Consider the following 18,971-nt stretch of genomic DNA (forward strand, 5'->3'; position numbering starts at 1 on the left):
AGTATTGCAGGTTTCCTTATCAGTACGCGGAAGCTAGTTATTAGAGTAAAGGTAGGTCCGTCTCGGCCAACACAACTTGGTTGCGGCCATCAGCTTTAGCTTGGTAAAGGGCTCTGTCTGCCGCAGCAAGCAGATCATCTAAACGCAGGCTATCGTCACCCGAGAGGCTGGCTATGCCCGCGCTGACAGTTACATTAACGGTTTGGTCAGCCAAGCAGAAGGGTGTTTCCGAAATTTTGGTACGAAGCTCCTCCATCAGTCGGTTCGCACCTTCTGGGTCACTATCGATCGCAACAATAAACTCTTCACCGCCAAAACGGCCTAACGAGTCACCTGCTGAGAGACACGTTTGCATGGTTTCCGCGACTCGGATGAGCACCTCGTCACCCATCGGGTGACCATAGCTATCATTGATGCGCTTAAAGTGGTCGATATCGACTAAGGCAACCGACATACTAGAATGCTCACTCATGCTTTTACTCACCAAAGCCTGCAGCGCTTTCAAGACCGCGCGACGATTAAGTAGATGGGTGAGAGCGTCGTGCGTGGCTTCGTATGCCAGTTGTTGTTGCGCATCGATCAGTTTACGTTGCATCTCTAGCATCCGACGACCGACCGAAAGCCGCGCTTGCAGCTCAGCTTTATCAAAAGGCTTACTAATAAAGTCATGCGCTCCTGATGCCAACCCCTCAACAACACGGTCTGTTTCCGCGTGTGACGTTAAGAGAACAATATACGGAGGGTTTTCATCCGTTTGTTCTGCAAGCTTTTTACACAGCTCTAAACCACTGAAGCCCGGCATCTCCCAATCGAGCAACAGTAATTTCGGAGCATCAGGTTGCTGCAAAACACCCCATGCTTCATGCCCATCTGAGGTGACAACAGCCCGATAGCCCCACGCTGTCACGAGCGTTTGGAGAATCACTTGTGTGGTAAGATCGTCCTCTGCTATCAGTACATCCATAGACGCTTCTGTCCTTAACAAACCAACTCGATTAACGTGATATCGTCTTGTTGCTGCTCGCAGCTGAACTCGTCGATAGTCGACTTGAGCTGGTCAATATCTTGATTTTTGCGAATGATATCAGTGAGCACCTGCTCTAAACGACGGTTACCGAACTCCTCACCCGACGCGTTCTGAGCCTCAGTCACACCATCAGAGTACGCGATAACCCGATCACATGATCTAACCGAAATGCTCTCAACGGGTTCGACGGTATCGGCCAGGATTCCCAGCGCAACAAAGCTCGATTCCAACCGCTGCACAACATCACCCCAGCGAAACACGAGCACAGGCTCCATACCGCAGTTCCAAACCCGTAGCTCTTGCCGAGAGGGACTGAGCTCAATAAATATCGCCGCCAAAAACATATCGATAGGTAACTTACGACGCAGTTGACGATTCGTTTCTTGGGCAATCTCAAACAGCGGTAGCCCCTTGGCAGTCATGCTGTAAAAGATATCGGACACCAAAGGCCCGGCGATCGCCGCCGTTAACCCGTGCCCGGTAAAATCGCCCAGCAAAATATGCTGTCCGCCATCGGGGCGAGACGCTGAGAACAAAATATCGCCAGAGGTTTTCTCAACAGGTTCCTGCAAACTGCGCACATGGGCCGTTTCAAAGAGCGAGGGATCCCGCATTTCTGAGATGATGTTCTCTATAAACTCCCGCTCTGTTGACAGCATATCGCGTGCTTGGTTGAGTTCTGCTTGCAGCTTGAGAACCCGCGCCCCAACCATGACCCGTGCTTTCAACTCTGAAAAAGCAAACGGTTTGGTGATGAAGTCATTCGCACCAGCGTTCAAACCCTGCACAATATCTTCTGTACGGGTGCGGACGGTGATAAAGATGATATAAACGGGATCCGTTGTGTAAACATGTCTGATTCGCTCACAAAGTTGCACGCCCAGAAGCTTAGGCATCTCCCAGTCGAGCAGCAGCAAACGCGGCGGATTAGACCCATTTAGCACCTCCCAGGCGTCCTCTCCATTACTCGCAGCTATAGGCTCAAAACCCCAATCAGCCACCAGCTCACAGAGCATTGTTTGCGAAGTAATGTCGTCTTCTGCAATCAAAACCTTCATAGAACAGCGGCCTCCATCTGCGACTTCAACTGAGCAAACACCTCGTTTAGCTCTTGAACCATCGGTTCTACCTCTTGCCAATCTTCCCGGTTGGCAGCTAACTCGATCAGGTTAGCTTGATGGCTTAATGCAACACCACCCACATTGGCCGATGCGCCTTTAATACGATGAGCAACCGCCGCGATCGACTCCGGATTTTCATCATAAGCTTGTTTGATAGCCGCAATTTGGCGCGGCATATCATCAAGAAACGTGAGTGCCACCTTCGCCATCAAACTTCGATCCCCCATCAAGCGCTGGCTCATCGCTTCTTCATCAAATACTGTGCTTTCAACGAGTGGGCCATCATCGGCAAGTACCTCCTCGCCTATTTCATCACCAGAGCGCTGCCCAACCCAGCGTACAATGGCCTTGCGCAGTTTCTCGGTATCGACCGGTTTAGCGATATAGTCATCCATCCCTGCATCAAGACACTTGCGCCGATCCTCCTGCATCGCGTTAGCTGTCATGGCGATAATCGGAGTATCGTGATGGAGAACGTTCGAATGTGGACTGCGGATCATACGCGTCGCTTCGTAGCCATCCATAACCGGCATCTGGCAATCCATCAACACAGCATCGTAGCGCTCACGCTCTAACAGTTGTACACACTCCAAACCATTCGAGACGATATCCACGTGTACACCGATCTGCTCCAATAACCCCTTTGCCACCATCTGGTTCGTGGCATTGTCCTCTACTAGCAGTACTCGGCCTGATATGCGCGTTGTGGTCCGAACCGTGAACCGGGTAATAAGGTTGTCGTCGTTTTCATCTTTTCCCGCCACCAACAGCAACGCTTGGTACATCTCATTTTGGTTGATCGGCTTGGACAGATAACCATAGAAGCCCTTTTTGAGCATACGCTTGGCATCTCCCCGCCGCCCTTGGGAAGTCAACAAAACCAACTTTGTAGAACGCAGCATTGGATCAGACTTGATACACTGCCCCAGCATCTCACCATCCATAATTGGCATCTGCATATCGAGCAAACCAATCGTATAGGGTTGGCCATCAGCCGCGGATTCTTGCATCAATCCCAGCGCTTCTTTGGCATCTGCCGCAATTGTATGTGGCACGCCCCACTGCTCGAAGATCTCTTTGAGCAGAATTCGGTTGGATGTGTTGTCATCAACCGCAATAATACGCTCGTCGTGCAGGCTTTCTTTGGAAGGTAACTCTCGCTCCGCTTCGGCACGGCTTAGGCATACGGTAAACCAAAACGTCGAGCCGATACCCACTTGACTATCGACCCCGATCTCCCCCTCCATCATGTCAACTAACTGGCTACAGATCGCCAAGCCCAAGCCAGTACCGCCATAGCGGCGCGTTGTTGAGGTATCGGCTTGGGTAAAGCGTTCAAACAGCGATACAGTCTGCTCAAGCGTTAAACCGACACCCGTATCCTGTACTTCAAAGCGCAGAATAAGGTGTTTATCCGTTTTCTCAACACACTCGTATCGAACCAATACCTCGCCGGCATCGGTAAACTTAATGGCATTGCTAACTAGATTATTAAGAATCTGACGCAAGCGCCCAGGATCACCCTTCACCCATAGGTTCTGTACCGGGTTAGCTGGGCAGATAAATTCGACCGCTTTCTCTTCAGCACGCACGGCATGCACAATGGCAAAGTCCTCCATCATGCTATCCAGATCAAACTCAATCATCTCTAGCGCCATTTTTCCGGCTTCAATCTTAGAGAAGTCAAGAATATCGTTGATAATCGCTAGCAACGATTCTGCACTGCGCTTAGCAATAACTGCACGCTGACGCTGCTCTTTATCAAGCGCATCTTCTAGCATGAGGTTCAACATCCCCAACACACCGTTCATCGGAGTCCGAATCTCGTGGCTCATGTTGGCCAAGAAATCGCTTTTCGCGTGATTAGCGCTTTGCGCTTCATCTTTCGCGACCAGAAGCTCATCGTGACTTTTTTGCAGCGCCCGCTCATGGGTTTCCCGAACTTGCACCATTTGGTTAAATGCATCCGCGAGATCCTTCAGCTCATTGTTGGCACTCACTTTTACATGCTGCGAAGCATCACCTGCTGAGATATCTCGTGCTGTTTTGGCTAATTTCACAATCGGGTAAGTAAGGTGACGAGCCTGATAAACAGCAAATAACGCAGCCAAAATACTGGTGAGCGCCACAATCCCGAGTATGACAGCACCTAGCCAACTCGCCTGTGCAATCGCCTCATCTTGGTTAACCTCGCTGACCAATATCCACTCAACGCCAGCTAGATCAAGCCTATTATGGACTCCTACAACATTCTGATTGAAAGGCCCAAGATAGACCTCAGCCCCTAGCTGATCTGGATGTGTGGTTAAGTTATGGCTACCTAACTGAAATCGTTCGGTGCGCACCGCAAAACGAAGCACCTGCTCCTCTTTACCGTTAACCGCGCTGCGCAGATATCCGTCTTGGCCGACAACATAATGTAAAACCGAAGAGCGCATACCGGCAGTGTCAGCGATCTTCAGGAAGATATCATCTAAACGCAGCTGCAAAACAAATGCGCCAAGCTTAGCCCCGTTTCGATCAGTCATTGGAGCGATTAAAAAGCCCGCCAACTTATTATTTGACGGCCCATAACGTTCGATATCAGAAAAAGCAACGTCGCCTGTAGTAAGGGTCTTCCTCACTGTTTGCGCAAATAATGTGTTAGATAAGCTGCCAGAAAACACATTACGCCCAAGGTCTCGTTCTCTGCCTACGGTAAACAGAATATTGCCGTCGCCGTCGATTAGGAGTAGATCATAAACGTCATCATCATGGCGCTGATAGGCGGTCATGTCGTTGCTATATTGCTCAACAAGATCTTTCCAAGCGGGGCTTTGTATAAAGGCTTGCGGGCTAGTTTGCTCCTGCTCTAATCGCTCGCGCAGTTGCTTAAGAAACGAAAGGTTATTCTGCGACTGGGCCATGATCTTTAGATCGCCCATGCGGCTGTCAAACCAATCATTCAGATAGATCATCTTTGCCCGCGCCGCGGAGCTTAGTTGATCTTTGGCAGCCTGAGTTAAGCTCTGTTTCGCTTGATAGTATGAGATACCGGCAACGATACTCATCGGAACGAGGGCAAGCACCAAAAACCAGATCAGCAAAGTGCGACTGATAGGAACCAATTTCTTGCTAGACATAACGCTTCTCCTCAGCCTGCTGCAAGGCGTCTAGAGCGCGCGCGATGGTGTATGGCGGTGAAAGAACAACAAACAAACCGCGGATAACTTTGTCTGTACCAATATCAATCCTGTTCCATGCAGATGCTGCCCGCTTCGCTACGCACTGCTCGCGTATGCTTAAACGGCTCTTGGCCTCTGCCCACATCCTCTTGGGCATGTCGAATCTCCCGAAAAACGGTAAAATATTAGCTAACGTTTACGTTGTCTTGATTCCAGTATAGACAACCTAAAAATAAACAGAGGATCAATGGAATATACTCCCAATTCACGCCTTATTGAGGGGCGTCTGATCAAACGTTATAAGCGTTTTTTGGCGGACATTGAGTTAAGTGATGGCAGTACGATGACTGCTCACTGCCCCAATACAGGCTCCATGAAACATTGTGCGCAAGCAGGGGCACGCGTGTGGTTTCTCGATGCCAACAACCCAAAGCGCAAACTAGCGCACACCTGGGAGCTGGTTGAAGTCGATAATAAGTATCTCGCCTGTATTAACACCCACCGCGCAAACCACTTGGCGCGTGAGGCCATTGAGAGCGGTTTAATAGCCTCGTTAGCAGGTTACGATAAGATTCAAACCGAGTGCCGTTACGGAAATGAAAATAGTCGTATCGACCTACTCTTATCCCAAGGGGAGGCTCCAGATTGCTACGTAGAGGTCAAAAGTGTCACGCTGCTGGAGCAAGACGGCTTAGGCATCTTCCCCGATGCGGTTACCACCCGTGGACAAAAGCATCTGCGTGAGCTGATGGAGATGGTGTCTCAAGGATATCGGGCGGTGCTGTTTTTCAGTGTCGCCCACACCGGTATCCAAGCGGTTCAGCCCGCTTGGGAGATTGATCCTACCTACGCCCGCACCTTGAAAGAGGCGATCCGTCACGGCGTGGAAGTGATCGCAGTCGGGGCTGAAATATCAACGCAATCCATCCGGCTATCGCGTGTTCTACCCTTTCATATTGGCGGTTAGTCTCGCAAAATGGCCGCTAAAGACGCCAATGCATAGTGGCGCTTAGTGCTCAATGGTTGCGCGAAACTGATACGCAGGTAGTTATTGAAGCGCGTGGTTGTGGAGAAAAGCGCACCTGGGGTGATAACAATGCCTTCGGCAAGCGCGCGGTTATATGCGGTTAGCGTATCGACATTTTCGGGTAAGCTCACCCACAGCGCCATGCCCCCTTCAGGCAAGGTGTAAGATACATCGTCTTGCCACACCTCGCTGATCGCCTGCGCCCACTGGTCGCGCTGAGTTAACAGTTGCAGGCGCTGTCGCCGCAAGAAGCGTTCGTATTCACCTTCGCGGATAAAGTCCGCCACCCCTTGCTGGGTATACTGGCTACTGGCCAATACCGTTATCAACTTGAGGTGCGCAATGCGCTCACGCCAACGAGCGCCTTCAACCCAGCCAAGACGCAGATCGCGGGAGAGGCTTTTCGATAAGGAACTACACAGCATAATTCGTTCCTGCGTATCGAGTGCTTTTAACGGCTCAGGGCGCTCGCGAAACCCTAGATCGCCGTAGATATCATCCTCAATCAGCGCAAAATCATACCGGTTTGCCAGCTCAACCAACGCAACACGTGACGCTGCAGGCATCACCGCGCCTGTTGGCGTCGCAAAATTTGGAGTAACCACACACGCCTTGACCGGCCAACGCGCTAATTGCTCCTCGAGGATATTCACATCAATGCCGTTGGCAGGATCCGCCGGTATTTCAAGCACCTGTAGCTTCAACTGCGATAGCAACTGCAACGAGCCGTAAAAGCCCGGCGATTCAACCGCAACAACATCGCCGGGCTCGCAACAAGCCATCAACGCTAAAAAAAGACCATGCTGGCAACCCTGTGTCACCAGAAGATCAGCCGAGCTGATAGCCACGCCTAAACGCTGGTAACGTAACGCTAACTGCTCACGTAGCAGTTCATTGCCTTCAGGAGCATCGTAATAGTGATGAGCGGCTTGGCGATGCTGACGCAGCGCTCGTCCAACGGCGCGGTTCAATGCTAAAAGTCCTGAATCAGCATCTGGCCCTTGCAGGTCCGGCAGCAAGTCAAAGGCTGCGCCACGGCGCATGATATCGTCGACGACGGCACTTGTGTTGACGGGCACCGGGCGCAGCGCCGGCCCGTTCAGCGCTTTGCGATGCAGAGGCGCAGAGTCACGCTTACTTGGGCTAGCCGCCACAAAGTAGCCCGATTTAGGTACCGCTTTAATCAGCCCTTGCGCTTCCAAACGCTGATATGCGTGCTGTACCGTTGCCTTCGATAGTTGTTTGGTGGAGCACAACTCCCGAACCGATGGCAACCTATCACCGGCACGCCACCGGCGCTGCACAATACCTTCACGCAGCCAAGACTCTAATTGTTGATAGCGATAGGATTCCGCCATGCCCCCTCCTCGGCAAACCGCTAGATTACGGTATTCTAATGCAATCTGTACCTATAAAATATAATTTTTTTATACCTGTACCTATCTAGTAACCCGCATTACACTGCCCGCAAACTGACAAGAGCAAGAGCTAGAGGCACAACAATGCAGAAGATTCCGGTTCAACAGGTTGATCCTGTCGCACTCACCGCTGCAGATAAAATTCACGTTCGCCTAACGGAGGGGCGCTTTCAAAACCTACGTCGTTTCATTAGCTGGCCGTTGATGTTCGCTTACTTTGCGCTGGTATGGGTGCAGTTCGACGGGCGTCCATGGCTACTATTTGATTTCGCAGAGCGCCACATTTTGTTGTTTGGCAACACGCTTTCATGGCACGACCTGCCAGCACTCGCCGGTATTATGATCGCTGGTGCCTGCTTGCTCTTTTTCTTAGCGGTTGGCTGGGGGCGCGTATGGTGCGGCTTTGCTTGCCCACAAAGCATCTGGACTTGGGTGTTTATTCGTATCGAGCGCTGGACTGAAGGGCGTGCAACAGAGCGGGCGAAAAACGAAAAACTCCCGCTACGTAGTACGCGCCTCGCCCGCCGTGTCGCCAAGCACCTGTTATGGATCGCATTTGCCACCCTAACGGCGATCACCTTTACCGGCTACTTTATCCCTGTGCGTGAATTAACCAGCAGCTTACTGACCGGTACGGCAAGCTTAAGTGTTATCGGCTGGCTAATCTGCATGGCGGCCCTGACCTACACCAACGCGGGCTTAGTGAGGGAGAAGATCTGCTTACACGCCTGCCCTTACTCACGTTTCCAAGGGGTTATGTTCGATTTAGACACCCGCACGGTGATGTATGACGCAGCACGCGGCGAACCTCGACGTGGTGCAGAGAGCACACAGGGTGACTGCATCGATTGCGGCATTTGCGTTAAGGTGTGCCCAACCGGCATTGATATTCGAGATGGCCTACAAGCTGCCTGCATCGACTGCGGTGCTTGTATCGATGCCTGTGATGCGGTGATGGAGAAGATCAAAAAACCATTGGGCCTGATCCGTTTTGCCTCTGAAAAGCAGCTTCAAAAAGCGCCGAGCCCGATCTATCGACCGCGCTTAGCAGGCTACTTCGCGGTGTTAACGCTGGCGGTGTCTGGGGTTGTTTACGGGTTACAGCAGCCCACTGAGCTGCTCGTTGAGATTCGCCGTGACCGTGGCGCACTCTTTTATAGTCCACAGCAAGATGTGGTGTGTAACCGCTACTTGATTAAAATTGAGAATTTCGGTGACGAGGCACAATTTAGCTTGTCACTGGAGAGCAATTTAGATGCTCGGCTCGAGGGCAAAACAGCAATCGCTACCCACGAAATGGGGCAATGGCTACCGTACAGCGTTTGCGCCACAGAGCCGGAACAAGCGCGGCAAAAAATTGCTATCGCATTTACGGGGTTGGATGTTCACGTAACGAAAGAGACAACGTTCATTACTGCCGTGAGATAACGAGCTAATAAGCGGGGTATCAGGCCCCGCTTTTCTTAAAACTTCTCTACGACTATTTTTGACACGGTGCCATTATCAAAAACGATGGTCTTAGTCTCGGAGTACCCGCGGTAAGTCCATATCTCTTCGGAACCATAGAGTGTTTCATTGGTTTTCTGCTTATCGGGCTTACCTAATATCTGCAAGATCTTATCCTTGCGCATCCCCTTTCTTGGTTCCACTTTGCGGGTTGGACGTTGGGTATTGCGTCGATCGCGGGACACTTCTGCTTTATGTGCACGATAGGAGCGCTCGCCTTGTTTTACCAAACGCTTCGACGCCTGAATGCTCTCCTGCTTTTTATCCATCTCGATCTGTTCACGCCGTTCAGCCCACTCCTCTTCCGGTGTCGGCGCCGAGCTGGAGCCTCCTCCGAAAATTCGGTAGTACTTATCGCACGGTAACCCCACTTCAATCATCTTGCCATCAACTTCACACTGATAAGCAGACGCGTGGCCAGACAGCCCCAACAACAACGCAGCAACACATAGGTGCACTTTTCGGTTATCCATTACCCCAACCCAACAAAAAATCTTGATGACACCATTTTAAGCAGCAAAATGCTGGAATAAAAGGTTCGCTATCCCATGCTTGTGGGATTTGCTAAATTGGCCTCTTTGGAAACTGGGTATCACTTTGCAGCACCTTAACTTCAATTTACTGCGTTCGCTTTCTGTCCTGTTAGAAGAGCGCCACGTAACGCGCGCTGCCAATAAACTCTGCCTGACCCAGTCGGCTATGAGCCGCCAACTCGGCCAGTTGCGCCAGTATTTTGAAGACCCTCTCCTGTTGCGCGAAGGCAGCGGATACTTGCTAACCCCCAAAGCGCAAACGCTGATCCCCAAAGTGCAGCACATTCTTGTGGCGATTGAGGAGCTCAACGATACACCCGCCTTTAACCCTGCGGTCTGTGATCGCGAGTTTCGTTTTGCCAGTACCGACTATGTTGCGCAATTCATCTTTCCCGAGCTACTGCTGCATCTCCAAACACATGCACCAAACATTCGCGTCCATTTTGACGTGCTAAACGGTAGCTGGTTACCACAGCTCGGCGAGCTGCCGCTGGATATGGTCTCGACAATGGCCGCAACGCTACCCGACAACCTAGACAGTTACTTTCTTGGCCAAGACTCACCCGTTTGTTTGATGAGCCAAACACATCCGCTCAGTAACCAGACTTCTCTTGAGCTAGAAGATCTGGCCCAACATCCATTTGTGCGGATTAACAGCGGCGGCGATAAAGACTCTTTTTTGGATGATGCCCTGAGCGCAGCAGGCCTTAAACGCGAAATACGTTTTGAAGTGCCTTTTTTTAACGCGGGCTTCGCTGCCGTCACTCAAAACCAGCTACTGATGGTTGTGCCTGCCCATATTGCCCGCAACACCGCAGCGTGGCTGCCCGTCACATCGAGGCCATTCACCGTTACGGCGCCCTCTCATCGTTACTATTTATGCTGGCACCGGCAGCACCAAAATGATCCTGCACACCATTGGATGCGTGAATCCTTGGCCGAAATACTGCAACGCTCTATGTACTCGCCTAAAGATCATGATTTAATTTTCTGATTGGCATTCGAATAATGCATTTCCAACATACTGGCTATACCTCGTAAACTGCGCGCCTAGAACCTTTATGTTATTCGGAGCAGTATATGACGCTTGCCAGTTGGCTTTCCCTACTCGCTATCTGCGTATTGGGTGCTATGACACCCGGCCCAAGCCTTGCGGTTGTGCTGCGGCACACACTGACAAATGGCCGCCTTCATGGCGTTGTCTCTGGCGTTGCTCATGCCGCTGGGGTCGCAGGGTGGGCCATTTTAACGGTTTGGGGCTTAGCGCTGCTTGTCACAACATCGCCACTTGTGTTCAACGTGATCACTTATGCTGGCGCGGGTTACTTAGCTTACTTGGGTGTAAAAGCGCTACGCGCACAACCCTCTTCCACCGAGGACGCACAGGTCATGCGCGTACCGCTTTATCAAGCTGCACTGGATGGGCTTATGATCAGCCTACTCAACCCGAAGCTAGCGATCTTTTTTCTGGCGCTTTTTTCCCAGTTTGTGACAACCGCCGTTTCGCTGGAATCTAAGAGTATTATGATTGCCACGGTCACCGCTGTTGATGGCGCTTGGTACACCTTGGTGGCGATTGTACTGTCTCATTCGCGTGTGCTCGGCAAACTGCAGTCCCGCACATTCTTAATTGAAAGAATCAGCGGCGGGATATTAATTGCACTGGCGCTGCGTGTTCTGACGCTTTAAGTATTTAACACAGCGCTACCTGTACATTTAGCAACATGCTAACCTGTTGCGTTTTGAGCGATACCCCATGCGCCATTCAGACTCGCAAACACTGAGTACCAGTATCCTATTAGCCGTACTCTCCGCCATTTTTATGGGCACGATTGGCATCGTGTCCAAAACAACCGGCCTGAGTGCCGATGTGGTCACTTTTTACCGGCTTTTTTTTGGCGCGGCTATTATGCTGGGGTATTTAGTCATCGCGCGCCGCGCTCATCTGCTATCGGCACGACCGCCATGGCAGGTTGTTGTAAACGGGATATTCCTAGCAAGCTTCATCGTCTTTTACGTTCAAGCGATGAACTATACCAGTATGGCCAACGCCATTATGTTGATCTATCTGGCCCCGATTACCGCCTCAATCATTGCCCACTTTTGGCTTAAAGAGCGCCTCACTCCCCGTAGTATCGCCTTAATCGCCACCGCTCTATTCGGATTTGCCATGATGATGGAGTTCAAGCTCAGCTTTAACCAAGGTAGTCATGAAAGCTTGGGGCTCGGCTTCGGCGTCTTGTCGATGGCCGCTTATGCAGGTTTCATTTTGGTCAACCGAATCATGCCCGCTAGCTACCCCGTGCTTGCTCGTACCTGGTATCAGCTATTAATCGGCGCGCTGTGCATGTTGCCATTTTTGCTCATGGCGCCGGTTTGGCCAGAGCAATGGCAGTGGGGATGGCTACTCGCTGCAGGCTTAATACCGGGCTTCCTAGCGATTCTATTCGCGGTCAGTGCTTTGAATCACCTGCCCTCAAGCTTATTTGGCACACTTGCCTACTTTGAGCCGGTAGCGGTAGTGACCTTTGGCTGGGTGCTTTTTGATGAAAGCCTCAACACGCTGCAACTCACAGGGTGTGGTGTAATTATGCTCAGCGGTATTATCCAAGCCATCAGCTCAAGCCGACAAAATAAAACCCTTCAGCAGGAGACTGCCCATGCTTAGCCTTGCTTGGGGCGCCACTTTTATCGGAGTCTTTCTCTGGTCTGCCATCGAACCTTACGACACCTTTACGTGGTTTTTAGAGGTGGCTCCTGCCCTCATCGGGGCAGCACTCGTGTTCGCTACGCGTAAGCGTTTTCCTTTAACGCCACTGCTCTACAGCCTCATTTTGGCACACTGTATTGTTCTAATGATCGGTGGCCACTACACCTATGCAGAAGTGCCCTTTTTTGATGGCCTTTTTGGCGCTGAGCGCAATAACTACGATAAGGTCGGCCACTTCTTCCAAGGTTTTGTGCCCGCCATCTTAGCCAGAGAGCTACTGATCCGCTTACAGGTTGTCTCTGGGCCGCACTGGCGCACACTGTTCGTGCTATCGGTCACGCTGGCCTTTAGTGCTTTTTACGAGCTAATTGAGTGGTGGGTTGCCTTGCTGAGTGGTGAAGATGCCACCGCGTTCCTCGGCACACAAGGCTATGAGTGGGATACGCAATCCGATATGGGGTTTGCACTCTTCGGCGCTATTTGCGCACTGCTGCTACTTGCAAAGTGGCATGATAAACAGCTCGCAAAGTTGCGTTAATCAGGCTTATTTACTCGGTTTGATATAACTGAGCGGCACGGCGGTGGTTTCAACAATTTTACGCATCACAAACGCCGACTTCACGCCGGTTACGCCGCGAATTCGAGTAATTTTGCCCAGCAAAATATCGTGATACGCATCCATATCGGACACCGCGACTTTCAATTGGTAATCAGCATCGTGACCGGTGATTAAATAGCACTCCATCACCTCCGGTAGCTCGCTAATCGCTTGCTCAAACGCTTCGAAGCGCTCGGGGATATGCTTATCCATGCTGATATGCAGCATGGCGATCAGCGACACATTAACAGCGCGTTCGTTGATCCTCACGACTCGGCGTGCAATCACGCCGCTCTCCTCCAACTGTTTGACGCGGCGTGAGCAGGGAGCAGCCGTTAACCCAACCTGCTCCGCAAGTTCTTGGTTAGATAACGAGCCATCAGCTTGCAAAGCGTGCAAGATACGAATATCAAATCGATCTAATTCAACATCAAATTTCACGAAAAACTCCAGGTGCGCAATAAAAACAAACGTTAGGACCAATACAGTTAAATTATATTGCCGAAAAGATAAAAACAAGCGGAAAATAGATCAGCTATTGCGCAACAATCTCTCTAGACTACTCACTATTGAAACGACGGCCTTGCCGCTGGTTTCAATAGCCGTTAGGCAACCAGCTATTCACTCGTAGTTGGGGGTGTGACAGCCACAAGCTGATAAAACCGATCTAACGCTAGGTTTATCGAACCGACCACCGCGCTAACCAAAAGTAACAGCGACCTATTTGCCCCGTGAGGCATGCTGCACGGGGCAGTATGACAACATACCCAACAACACTTACAACAAAGCAGGAATGCTCGCTCATGTTTGACCATCGTAAATATCGTCCATTTCCCGCTATCCAGTTGCAGGATCGTACCTGGCCGGATAAGCAGATCACAACAGCGCCCGACTGGTGCAGCGTTGACCTGCGCGACGGTAACCAAGCGCTAATCAACCCGATGTCGGTGGAGAAGAAAACAGAGCTATTTCAACTGCTAGTGAAACTGGGTTTTAAAGAGATTGAGGTGGGCTTTCCAGCGGCGTCGTTGCCTGATTATGAGTTCATGCGCAAGTTGATCGATGAAGCGCTGATCCCTGACGATGTTACCATTCAAGTGTTGGTACAAGCCCGCGAAGAGCTGATCAAGCGTACATTCGAATCGTTACGCGGTGCAAAGCGCGCTGTGGTACATGTTTATAACTCAACCTCGACGGTACAGCGCGAGCAGGTATTTGGCTTAGATTGCGATGGTATTACTGCTATTGCCGTACAAGGTGCCAAATGGCTGAAAGAGTATGCTGCACAGCACCCAAACACCGAGTGGACTTTCCAGTACTCACCGGAGAGCTTCACAGGTACCGAGATGGATTACGCCATCGAAGTGTGTGATGCCGTCATCGACGTATGGCAGCCGCAAAATGGCCAGCAGGTGGTTATCAACTTACCTTCGACGGTTGAGATGTCGACACCCAACATTTTTGCCGATCAGGTTGAGTACTTTTGCCGCAACCTGAAAGGCCGCCAACACGTGCGCATCTGCTTGCACACCCACAATGACCGCGGCTGTGCTGTCGCTGCGGCAGAGCTGGGCGTGATGGCTGGGGCTGACCGTGTTGAGGGCACCTTGATGGGGAACGGCGAACGCACCGGTAATATGGATATCATCACCATGGGTATGAACCTCTACTCACAAGGTGTGGATCCTAAACTAGACTTCTCGAACATCCCCGAGATCATCGCGACGGTTGAGCACTGTAACGAGTTACCTGTGCCGGCACGCCATCCTTGGGCGGGAGAGCTGGTTTATACTGCGTTTTCCGGTAGCCACCAAGATGCCATTCGTAAGTCGATGGCCTACCATGCCGACCGTCAACTACCGCACTGGGAAGTCGCGTATTTGCCGATCGATCCCATGGATATTGGCCGTGAATATGACGCAGTCGTACGTATCAACAGCCAAAGCGGTAAAGGCGGCGTTGCATTAGTACTGGAGCGCGACTACAACATCGAGCTACCCAAGTGGATGCACATCGAGTTAAGTAAAGTGGTGCAGAAAGCGACCGAACAAACCGGTCAAGAGATCACCCCAGCGGCCATAAAAACGCTGTACGATGAGTCTTTTGTCGACGTTGAACAGCCGTGGGTAGTCTCTGGCTACAATATCCACACCGATGCTGACCGTGTTACCGCTCAGGTACGCACAGCGGATGCCGCCTTCGAGGGTCAAGGTGCAGGAGCGATCGAAGCACTATGCGCTGCACTATCAAAAGCTCACCAATGTGAGATCAAAGTACAGCACTTTGATGAGTACGCACTTGGCGAGGGAACGACGGCTCAAGCACGTGCATGCGTTGCGCTGGATGTTGATGGAGAGCACTGTTGCGCTGTTGCAGTCGCCAGTGATACGTCTGCTGCGCCATTGCAAGCGATTCTGAGTGCTTTTAGCCGCTCACAGATCAGCGCACAGGCCGCTGCTGCTTAAATCGAACAACAAGCCGCTTGCGCTTAACGTCGGGCGGCTTGTTAAAACTCCCAGAACAGCACCAGAAATAACAGTAAAGATGCGCCGAGATCCAGCCACTTTACCCCGCCAAACGTTGCGATCATATTCAGCGGTTGCAACCGTATTTGAGCTTTGGAGTGCGTCATCGCGTGATGCCTTGCAGGTTGTTAAAGTGCCTGCAGTGTAGGCCTGAGATATGACATTCCGGTTAATGACGAGTTTCGATCGCTAGCGCGCTTATCTCTTCAACCAGTTCGGGAAAGAAGCGTAAGAAGCTGCGATTTAGCGCCTCATCCAGCCGCTCAAGCTCAGCGATAGCTCCGTGAAACTCATTCTTAAACCGAATACGACCGGCAATACGATCTAACGCAAAGCCGACGCCTTCAAGAGTACGATAAGAGCTAAACCAATCCTGTGCCACGATACGCTGAGAGGTCTGATCCATCGCGCTAGGCATCAGGTGCCGACCTTGCACCAATTGTGCGTAATAAAACTGGCAGTCTTGATCAAAAGGCCGTGCGCTAAAACGATCCCAATGATTTATCAGGTAGTGATCGAAAGCCAAATCGATAATAACGCCCGCAAAACGGCGCCGCTTTGCTGAGATCAGTTTCTTCAGTGCCTGTACTTCAGGATGAGTATCGGTAAAGCGATCAACCGCGCGGTGATTACGTACCCCCGCTGCCACCGCAGGTGCAAGCTCGGCGAGCCTCACACCGCGCATAAAGTCACCCATCAGATTACCAACACGCGACTCCACGGTATTCTGCGCCAAAAAGAGATGAGCAAGATAGTTCAACCCGATAACTCCGCATGGCTGTGATCACTTTCAGCACCTTGGGACTGGGTATGGACATGCAGGTGTACATGTTGATGCGCGTGCACAACAGCCGGTTTCAGTTGGCCATCTTCCAATGCGATAACACGGGCATCTAGTTGTTGAATCAACTGGGTATCATGGGTTACTAACAACAAGGCTTGAGGTAGGTTTTGCAGTACTTCTATCAAGCGGTGGCGAGCCTTCTGATCAAGCCCATTGGTGGGCTCGTCCAGCAACAGCAAATCGGGCTCCATCACGAGTACGGATGCCAACGCAACCAAACGCTTCTGCCCACCAGACAGTCTAAAAGTTACTCGATCTGCTAAGGCCAACACACCAAGACGGGTTAACATGGCCAGCGACTTCGCCTTTGCGGTTTCATGGGGCCAACCGAGATTGAGCGGACCAAACATCACATCATCGAGTACGGTAGGACAAAACAACTGATCGTCAGAATCTTGAAATACCAGCCCAACTCGCTTGCGCAGTTGACGAAAATCATGCGCAGTTTTGCAAGATTTACCAGTAAGTCGGATATCGCCAGCGTCAGCGTTGTGAAGCCCGACAATCAACTTGAGTAACGAGCTTTTGCCAACGCCATTATCACCCCAAACCACCAGCTTCTCGCCCTGCTGAATTTCTAAGTCGGCGTCTTTCAGCAGCGCGTTGCCATCGCGAGAAAACGTCAGCTTATCTAGCACTAACAGGGGTGAGCTCATCGGAACCTCTCTATTAAACTGATCAACATTACGGCACTACATACCAGCAACCACAGTGTATCGCGAAAACGCCAGCGTTCTGCTGGTTGGATGGGAAAGTGGCCTTGAAATACCCGGCACTGCATCGCTTCAAAAACGTGCTGCGCCCGCACCATGCCGCGGACAAGCAGCATACCAATTAACCAGCCGAGAGTACGCCATGTATGCCATGAGCTGCGCATTTCAAACGCGCGTGCTTTCATCGCTTGGCGCAAGCGGCCATACTCCTGCTTAAACAGCTCGATGTAACGTAATGTCATAAGCAGCAAAGTCACTAACTTACTCGGTACTTTGAGGGCATTCAGTGCAGCGCCAAGTTCACTGGGTTTGAGTGGACCTAACAAACCAAAAATGAGCAGTGCCGCTGCACTCACTTTTAAAAACACGCCTATTGCGCGCTCGACTCCCTGCACGGAAGCAGCAATACCAAACAATGAGAATAGCGTATCCCCCTCAACTGAAAAGGGAAGCAATAACACAATGCAGAAAACGAATGCTTCAACACGCAGCAGGTGTATCAGCATCTCCCGCATGGAGCGACCAAACATTAAGGCTATTAGCAGCGCAATGAGCGCACCAACCGACAGCAGGATCAGCGATTGCGATACAACTTGCGCGATGATCAGTAGTAAGCAGCTAACCAACCGAGCCCGCGTATCTAGCTGCTCTGCAAACTTGCTCATTGCCTTGAACGCCACCAGAGATAAACACCTGCCAGGCCGAAAATAATCCCAACGCCACCTAACAGATCGCTCAATTTGGCGCGATCTTGCTGTTGCTGCAACGCGAGTTTTAACGGCGCGATCTCTTTCGCAACCGCATCACGCACTATGCGTTCTAGCGCCTGCGCATCAGTGGTACCGGGCATAGCCTCGGCAGCAGGTGTAGCTGTTTCTAAAGCTTGGAGCGGCCATTTCACGATGTGACCATCTTGCGAGTTCGCGATAACCCATGTCGCGCTGTTCGCCAGCCTTGGTAGTTCAAAGCGCCCTTGCCGATCCGCAGAGACCTGCATAAGTACCTGCCCATCGTCATTATGCAGTGCCACGAGTGCCAGCTGAGCGGGGATTCCTCCACTAAAATAAACATGGCCACTGAGTCGATCATGACTCTCTTGAACAAACAGCTTTAAGCTGTGTGCCGCCGCATAGGGTGCGAGGCAAAAAGCGCACAAAAGCGGGAGTATGTACCGGCTCAGTCTAACCATTCAGGTGCCACCTTCATCAGGAATCGGATAATAACAACGGCAATAACGGCTTCAAGCAACGCTAGGGGTAGGTATGTAGCCATCATGACAGCGGCAGCCGGCAGATATTCGCTCCCGGACAACAAGAGTGAGAAGAACACCAACGCTCCGGTTGAGATCACGGCCATGGCTGCTAACGGTGCGGCCAAAAGCGCACGCGAATTATCAGATACTCTCCCTTTCAGCCAATAGAATGCACTACCTGCGAACAACGCCGGTACAGCAATATTGATTGTGTTTACACCCAACGCCAACAAGCCGCCTAAGCCAAAAAAGATACTCTGCAACAGCAGTGCGACGAACAGTGCCGGAATGACTGCGCTACCAAGCAAAATCCCCATCACACAACTCAGCATTAAGTGAACACTACTAGGGCCTACTGGAAAGCTGATAGTTGAACAGACAAAAAAAGCCGCACCGAGTACCGCTGCGTGCGGGACTTTTTCTGAGGCAAGGCGCCGCAAAGAGACCCACAGGGCCGCCCCGCAAGCCGCCGCTCCACCAGCCACCACCGGTAGCGATAAGATGCCATCAGGAATATGAGCCATCGTAGCAAC

At 51.4% G+C, this 18,971-nt stretch carries 20 protein-coding genes; 7 read left to right on the forward strand and 13 right to left on the reverse strand.

The window, feature by feature from the left end:
• Positions 1-40: 40 nt before the first annotated feature.
• Genes E4L36_RS11990 through E4L36_RS12005 form a run of 4 tightly spaced genes read right to left on the reverse strand, consistent with a single transcriptional unit; the run spans position 41 to position 5,469 of the window.
• Positions 41-964, reverse strand: coding sequence for a diguanylate cyclase (locus E4L36_RS11990; protein WP_136680809.1), 924 nt, complete (start codon positions 962-964; stop codon positions 41-43).
• A gap of 14 nt (positions 965-978) precedes the next feature.
• Positions 979-2,085: a SpoIIE family protein phosphatase gene (locus E4L36_RS11995; protein WP_136680810.1), complete on the reverse strand. Its 1,107-nt coding sequence runs from the start codon at positions 2,083-2,085 to the stop codon at positions 979-981.
• Complete coding sequence (locus E4L36_RS12000) at positions 2,082-5,270, reverse strand: hybrid sensor histidine kinase/response regulator (RefSeq protein ID WP_136680811.1); 3,189 nt, start codon at positions 5,268-5,270, stop codon at positions 2,082-2,084. The genes E4L36_RS11995 and E4L36_RS12000 overlap by 4 nt, the downstream gene beginning before the upstream one ends.
• Positions 5,263-5,469: a hypothetical protein gene (locus E4L36_RS12005; protein WP_136680812.1), complete on the reverse strand. Its 207-nt coding sequence runs from the start codon at positions 5,467-5,469 to the stop codon at positions 5,263-5,265. The genes E4L36_RS12000 and E4L36_RS12005 overlap by 8 nt, the downstream gene beginning before the upstream one ends.
• 90 nt (positions 5,470-5,559) lie before the next feature.
• Between E4L36_RS12005 and sfsA the strand changes: the two genes are divergently transcribed.
• Positions 5,560-6,279, forward strand: coding sequence for a DNA/RNA nuclease SfsA (gene sfsA / locus E4L36_RS12010; protein ID WP_136680813.1), 720 nt, complete (start codon positions 5,560-5,562; stop codon positions 6,277-6,279).
• Here the strand turns inward: sfsA and E4L36_RS12015 are convergent.
• A complete protein-coding gene (locus E4L36_RS12015; RefSeq protein ID WP_136680814.1) occupies positions 6,276-7,697 on the reverse strand; it encodes a PLP-dependent aminotransferase family protein in 1,422 nt (473 codons plus the stop codon). The genes sfsA and E4L36_RS12015 overlap by 4 nt on opposite strands.
• Positions 7,698-7,841: 144 nt before the next feature.
• Here E4L36_RS12015 and ccoG point away from each other — a divergent pair, with 144 nt between their 5' ends.
• Positions 7,842-9,185 (forward strand): cytochrome c oxidase accessory protein CcoG, encoded by a 1,344-nt coding sequence (ccoG, locus tag E4L36_RS12020; RefSeq protein ID WP_136680815.1) that lies wholly within the window; start codon positions 7,842-7,844, stop codon positions 9,183-9,185.
• Between the two features lie 35 nt (positions 9,186-9,220).
• On the opposite strand, the gene E4L36_RS12025 is transcribed toward ccoG, so the two are convergent.
• Positions 9,221-9,736 (reverse strand): hypothetical protein, encoded by a 516-nt coding sequence (locus E4L36_RS12025; protein WP_127692554.1) that lies wholly within the window; start codon positions 9,734-9,736, stop codon positions 9,221-9,223.
• A gap of 124 nt (positions 9,737-9,860) precedes the next feature.
• Between E4L36_RS12025 and E4L36_RS12030 the strand changes: the two genes are divergently transcribed.
• The 4 genes from E4L36_RS12030 to E4L36_RS12045 all read left to right on the forward strand — a co-directional run bounded on the left by E4L36_RS12030 (position 9,861) and on the right by E4L36_RS12045 (position 13,044).
• Complete coding sequence (locus tag E4L36_RS12030) at positions 9,861-10,790, forward strand: LysR family transcriptional regulator (RefSeq protein WP_127692553.1); 930 nt, start codon at positions 9,861-9,863, stop codon at positions 10,788-10,790.
• Between the two features lie 86 nt (positions 10,791-10,876).
• Complete coding sequence (locus tag E4L36_RS12035; protein WP_136680816.1) at positions 10,877-11,485, forward strand: LysE family translocator; 609 nt, start codon at positions 10,877-10,879, stop codon at positions 11,483-11,485.
• A 67-nt stretch (positions 11,486-11,552) separates the two neighbouring features.
• Complete coding sequence (locus tag E4L36_RS12040; RefSeq protein ID WP_136680817.1) at positions 11,553-12,464, forward strand: EamA family transporter; 912 nt, start codon at positions 11,553-11,555, stop codon at positions 12,462-12,464.
• On the forward strand, positions 12,457-13,044 hold the full coding sequence (locus tag E4L36_RS12045; RefSeq protein ID WP_136680818.1) for a DUF2238 domain-containing protein: 588 nt from the start codon (positions 12,457-12,459) through the stop codon (positions 13,042-13,044). Before E4L36_RS12040 ends, E4L36_RS12045 begins: the two co-directional genes overlap by 8 nt.
• 6 nt (positions 13,045-13,050) lie before the next feature.
• Here E4L36_RS12045 and E4L36_RS12050 read toward each other — a convergent pair whose 3' ends face one another.
• Complete coding sequence (locus E4L36_RS12050; protein ID WP_127692549.1) at positions 13,051-13,545, reverse strand: Lrp/AsnC family transcriptional regulator; 495 nt, start codon at positions 13,543-13,545, stop codon at positions 13,051-13,053.
• Between the two features lie 362 nt (positions 13,546-13,907).
• Here E4L36_RS12050 and leuA point away from each other — a divergent pair, with 362 nt between their 5' ends.
• Entirely contained in the window at positions 13,908-15,569 is a 1,662-nt protein-coding gene (leuA, locus tag E4L36_RS12055) for a 2-isopropylmalate synthase (protein ID WP_136680819.1), read from the forward strand.
• Between the two features lie 41 nt (positions 15,570-15,610).
• Here the strand turns inward: leuA and E4L36_RS18075 are convergent, their stop codons facing one another.
• The 6 genes from E4L36_RS18075 to cbiM form a co-directional block, all read right to left on the reverse strand.
• Positions 15,611-15,736, reverse strand: coding sequence for a hypothetical protein (locus tag E4L36_RS18075; RefSeq protein ID WP_276606069.1), 126 nt, complete (start codon positions 15,734-15,736; stop codon positions 15,611-15,613).
• A gap of 62 nt (positions 15,737-15,798) precedes the next feature.
• Positions 15,799-16,389 carry an ACP phosphodiesterase gene (locus E4L36_RS12060; RefSeq protein WP_136680820.1) on the reverse strand — a complete coding sequence of 197 codons (591 nt, stop codon included), beginning with the start codon at positions 16,387-16,389 and terminating at the stop codon, positions 15,799-15,801.
• Complete coding sequence (locus tag E4L36_RS12065; RefSeq protein ID WP_136680821.1) at positions 16,386-17,129, reverse strand: ABC transporter ATP-binding protein; 744 nt, start codon at positions 17,127-17,129, stop codon at positions 16,386-16,388. The genes E4L36_RS12060 and E4L36_RS12065 overlap by 4 nt, the downstream gene beginning before the upstream one ends.
• Entirely contained in the window at positions 17,126-17,851 is a 726-nt protein-coding gene (gene cbiQ, locus E4L36_RS12070; RefSeq protein ID WP_136680822.1) for a cobalt ECF transporter T component CbiQ, read from the reverse strand. The genes E4L36_RS12065 and cbiQ overlap by 4 nt, the downstream gene beginning before the upstream one ends.
• Positions 17,848-18,375, reverse strand: a complete 528-nt coding sequence (locus E4L36_RS12075) for a hypothetical protein (protein ID WP_136680823.1) — start codon at positions 18,373-18,375, stop codon at positions 17,848-17,850. Before E4L36_RS12075 ends, cbiQ begins: the two co-directional genes overlap by 4 nt.
• Positions 18,363-18,962 carry a cobalt transporter CbiM gene (cbiM, locus tag E4L36_RS12080; protein WP_136680824.1) on the reverse strand — a complete coding sequence of 200 codons (600 nt, stop codon included), beginning with the start codon at positions 18,960-18,962 and terminating at the stop codon, positions 18,363-18,365. Before cbiM ends, E4L36_RS12075 begins: the two co-directional genes overlap by 13 nt.
• Positions 18,963-18,971 lie beyond the last annotated feature (9 nt).

The organism is Neptunomonas sp. XY-337 (assembly GCF_004959845.1).
GTDB lineage: Bacteria > Pseudomonadota > Gammaproteobacteria > Pseudomonadales > Balneatricaceae > Neptunomonas > Neptunomonas marina.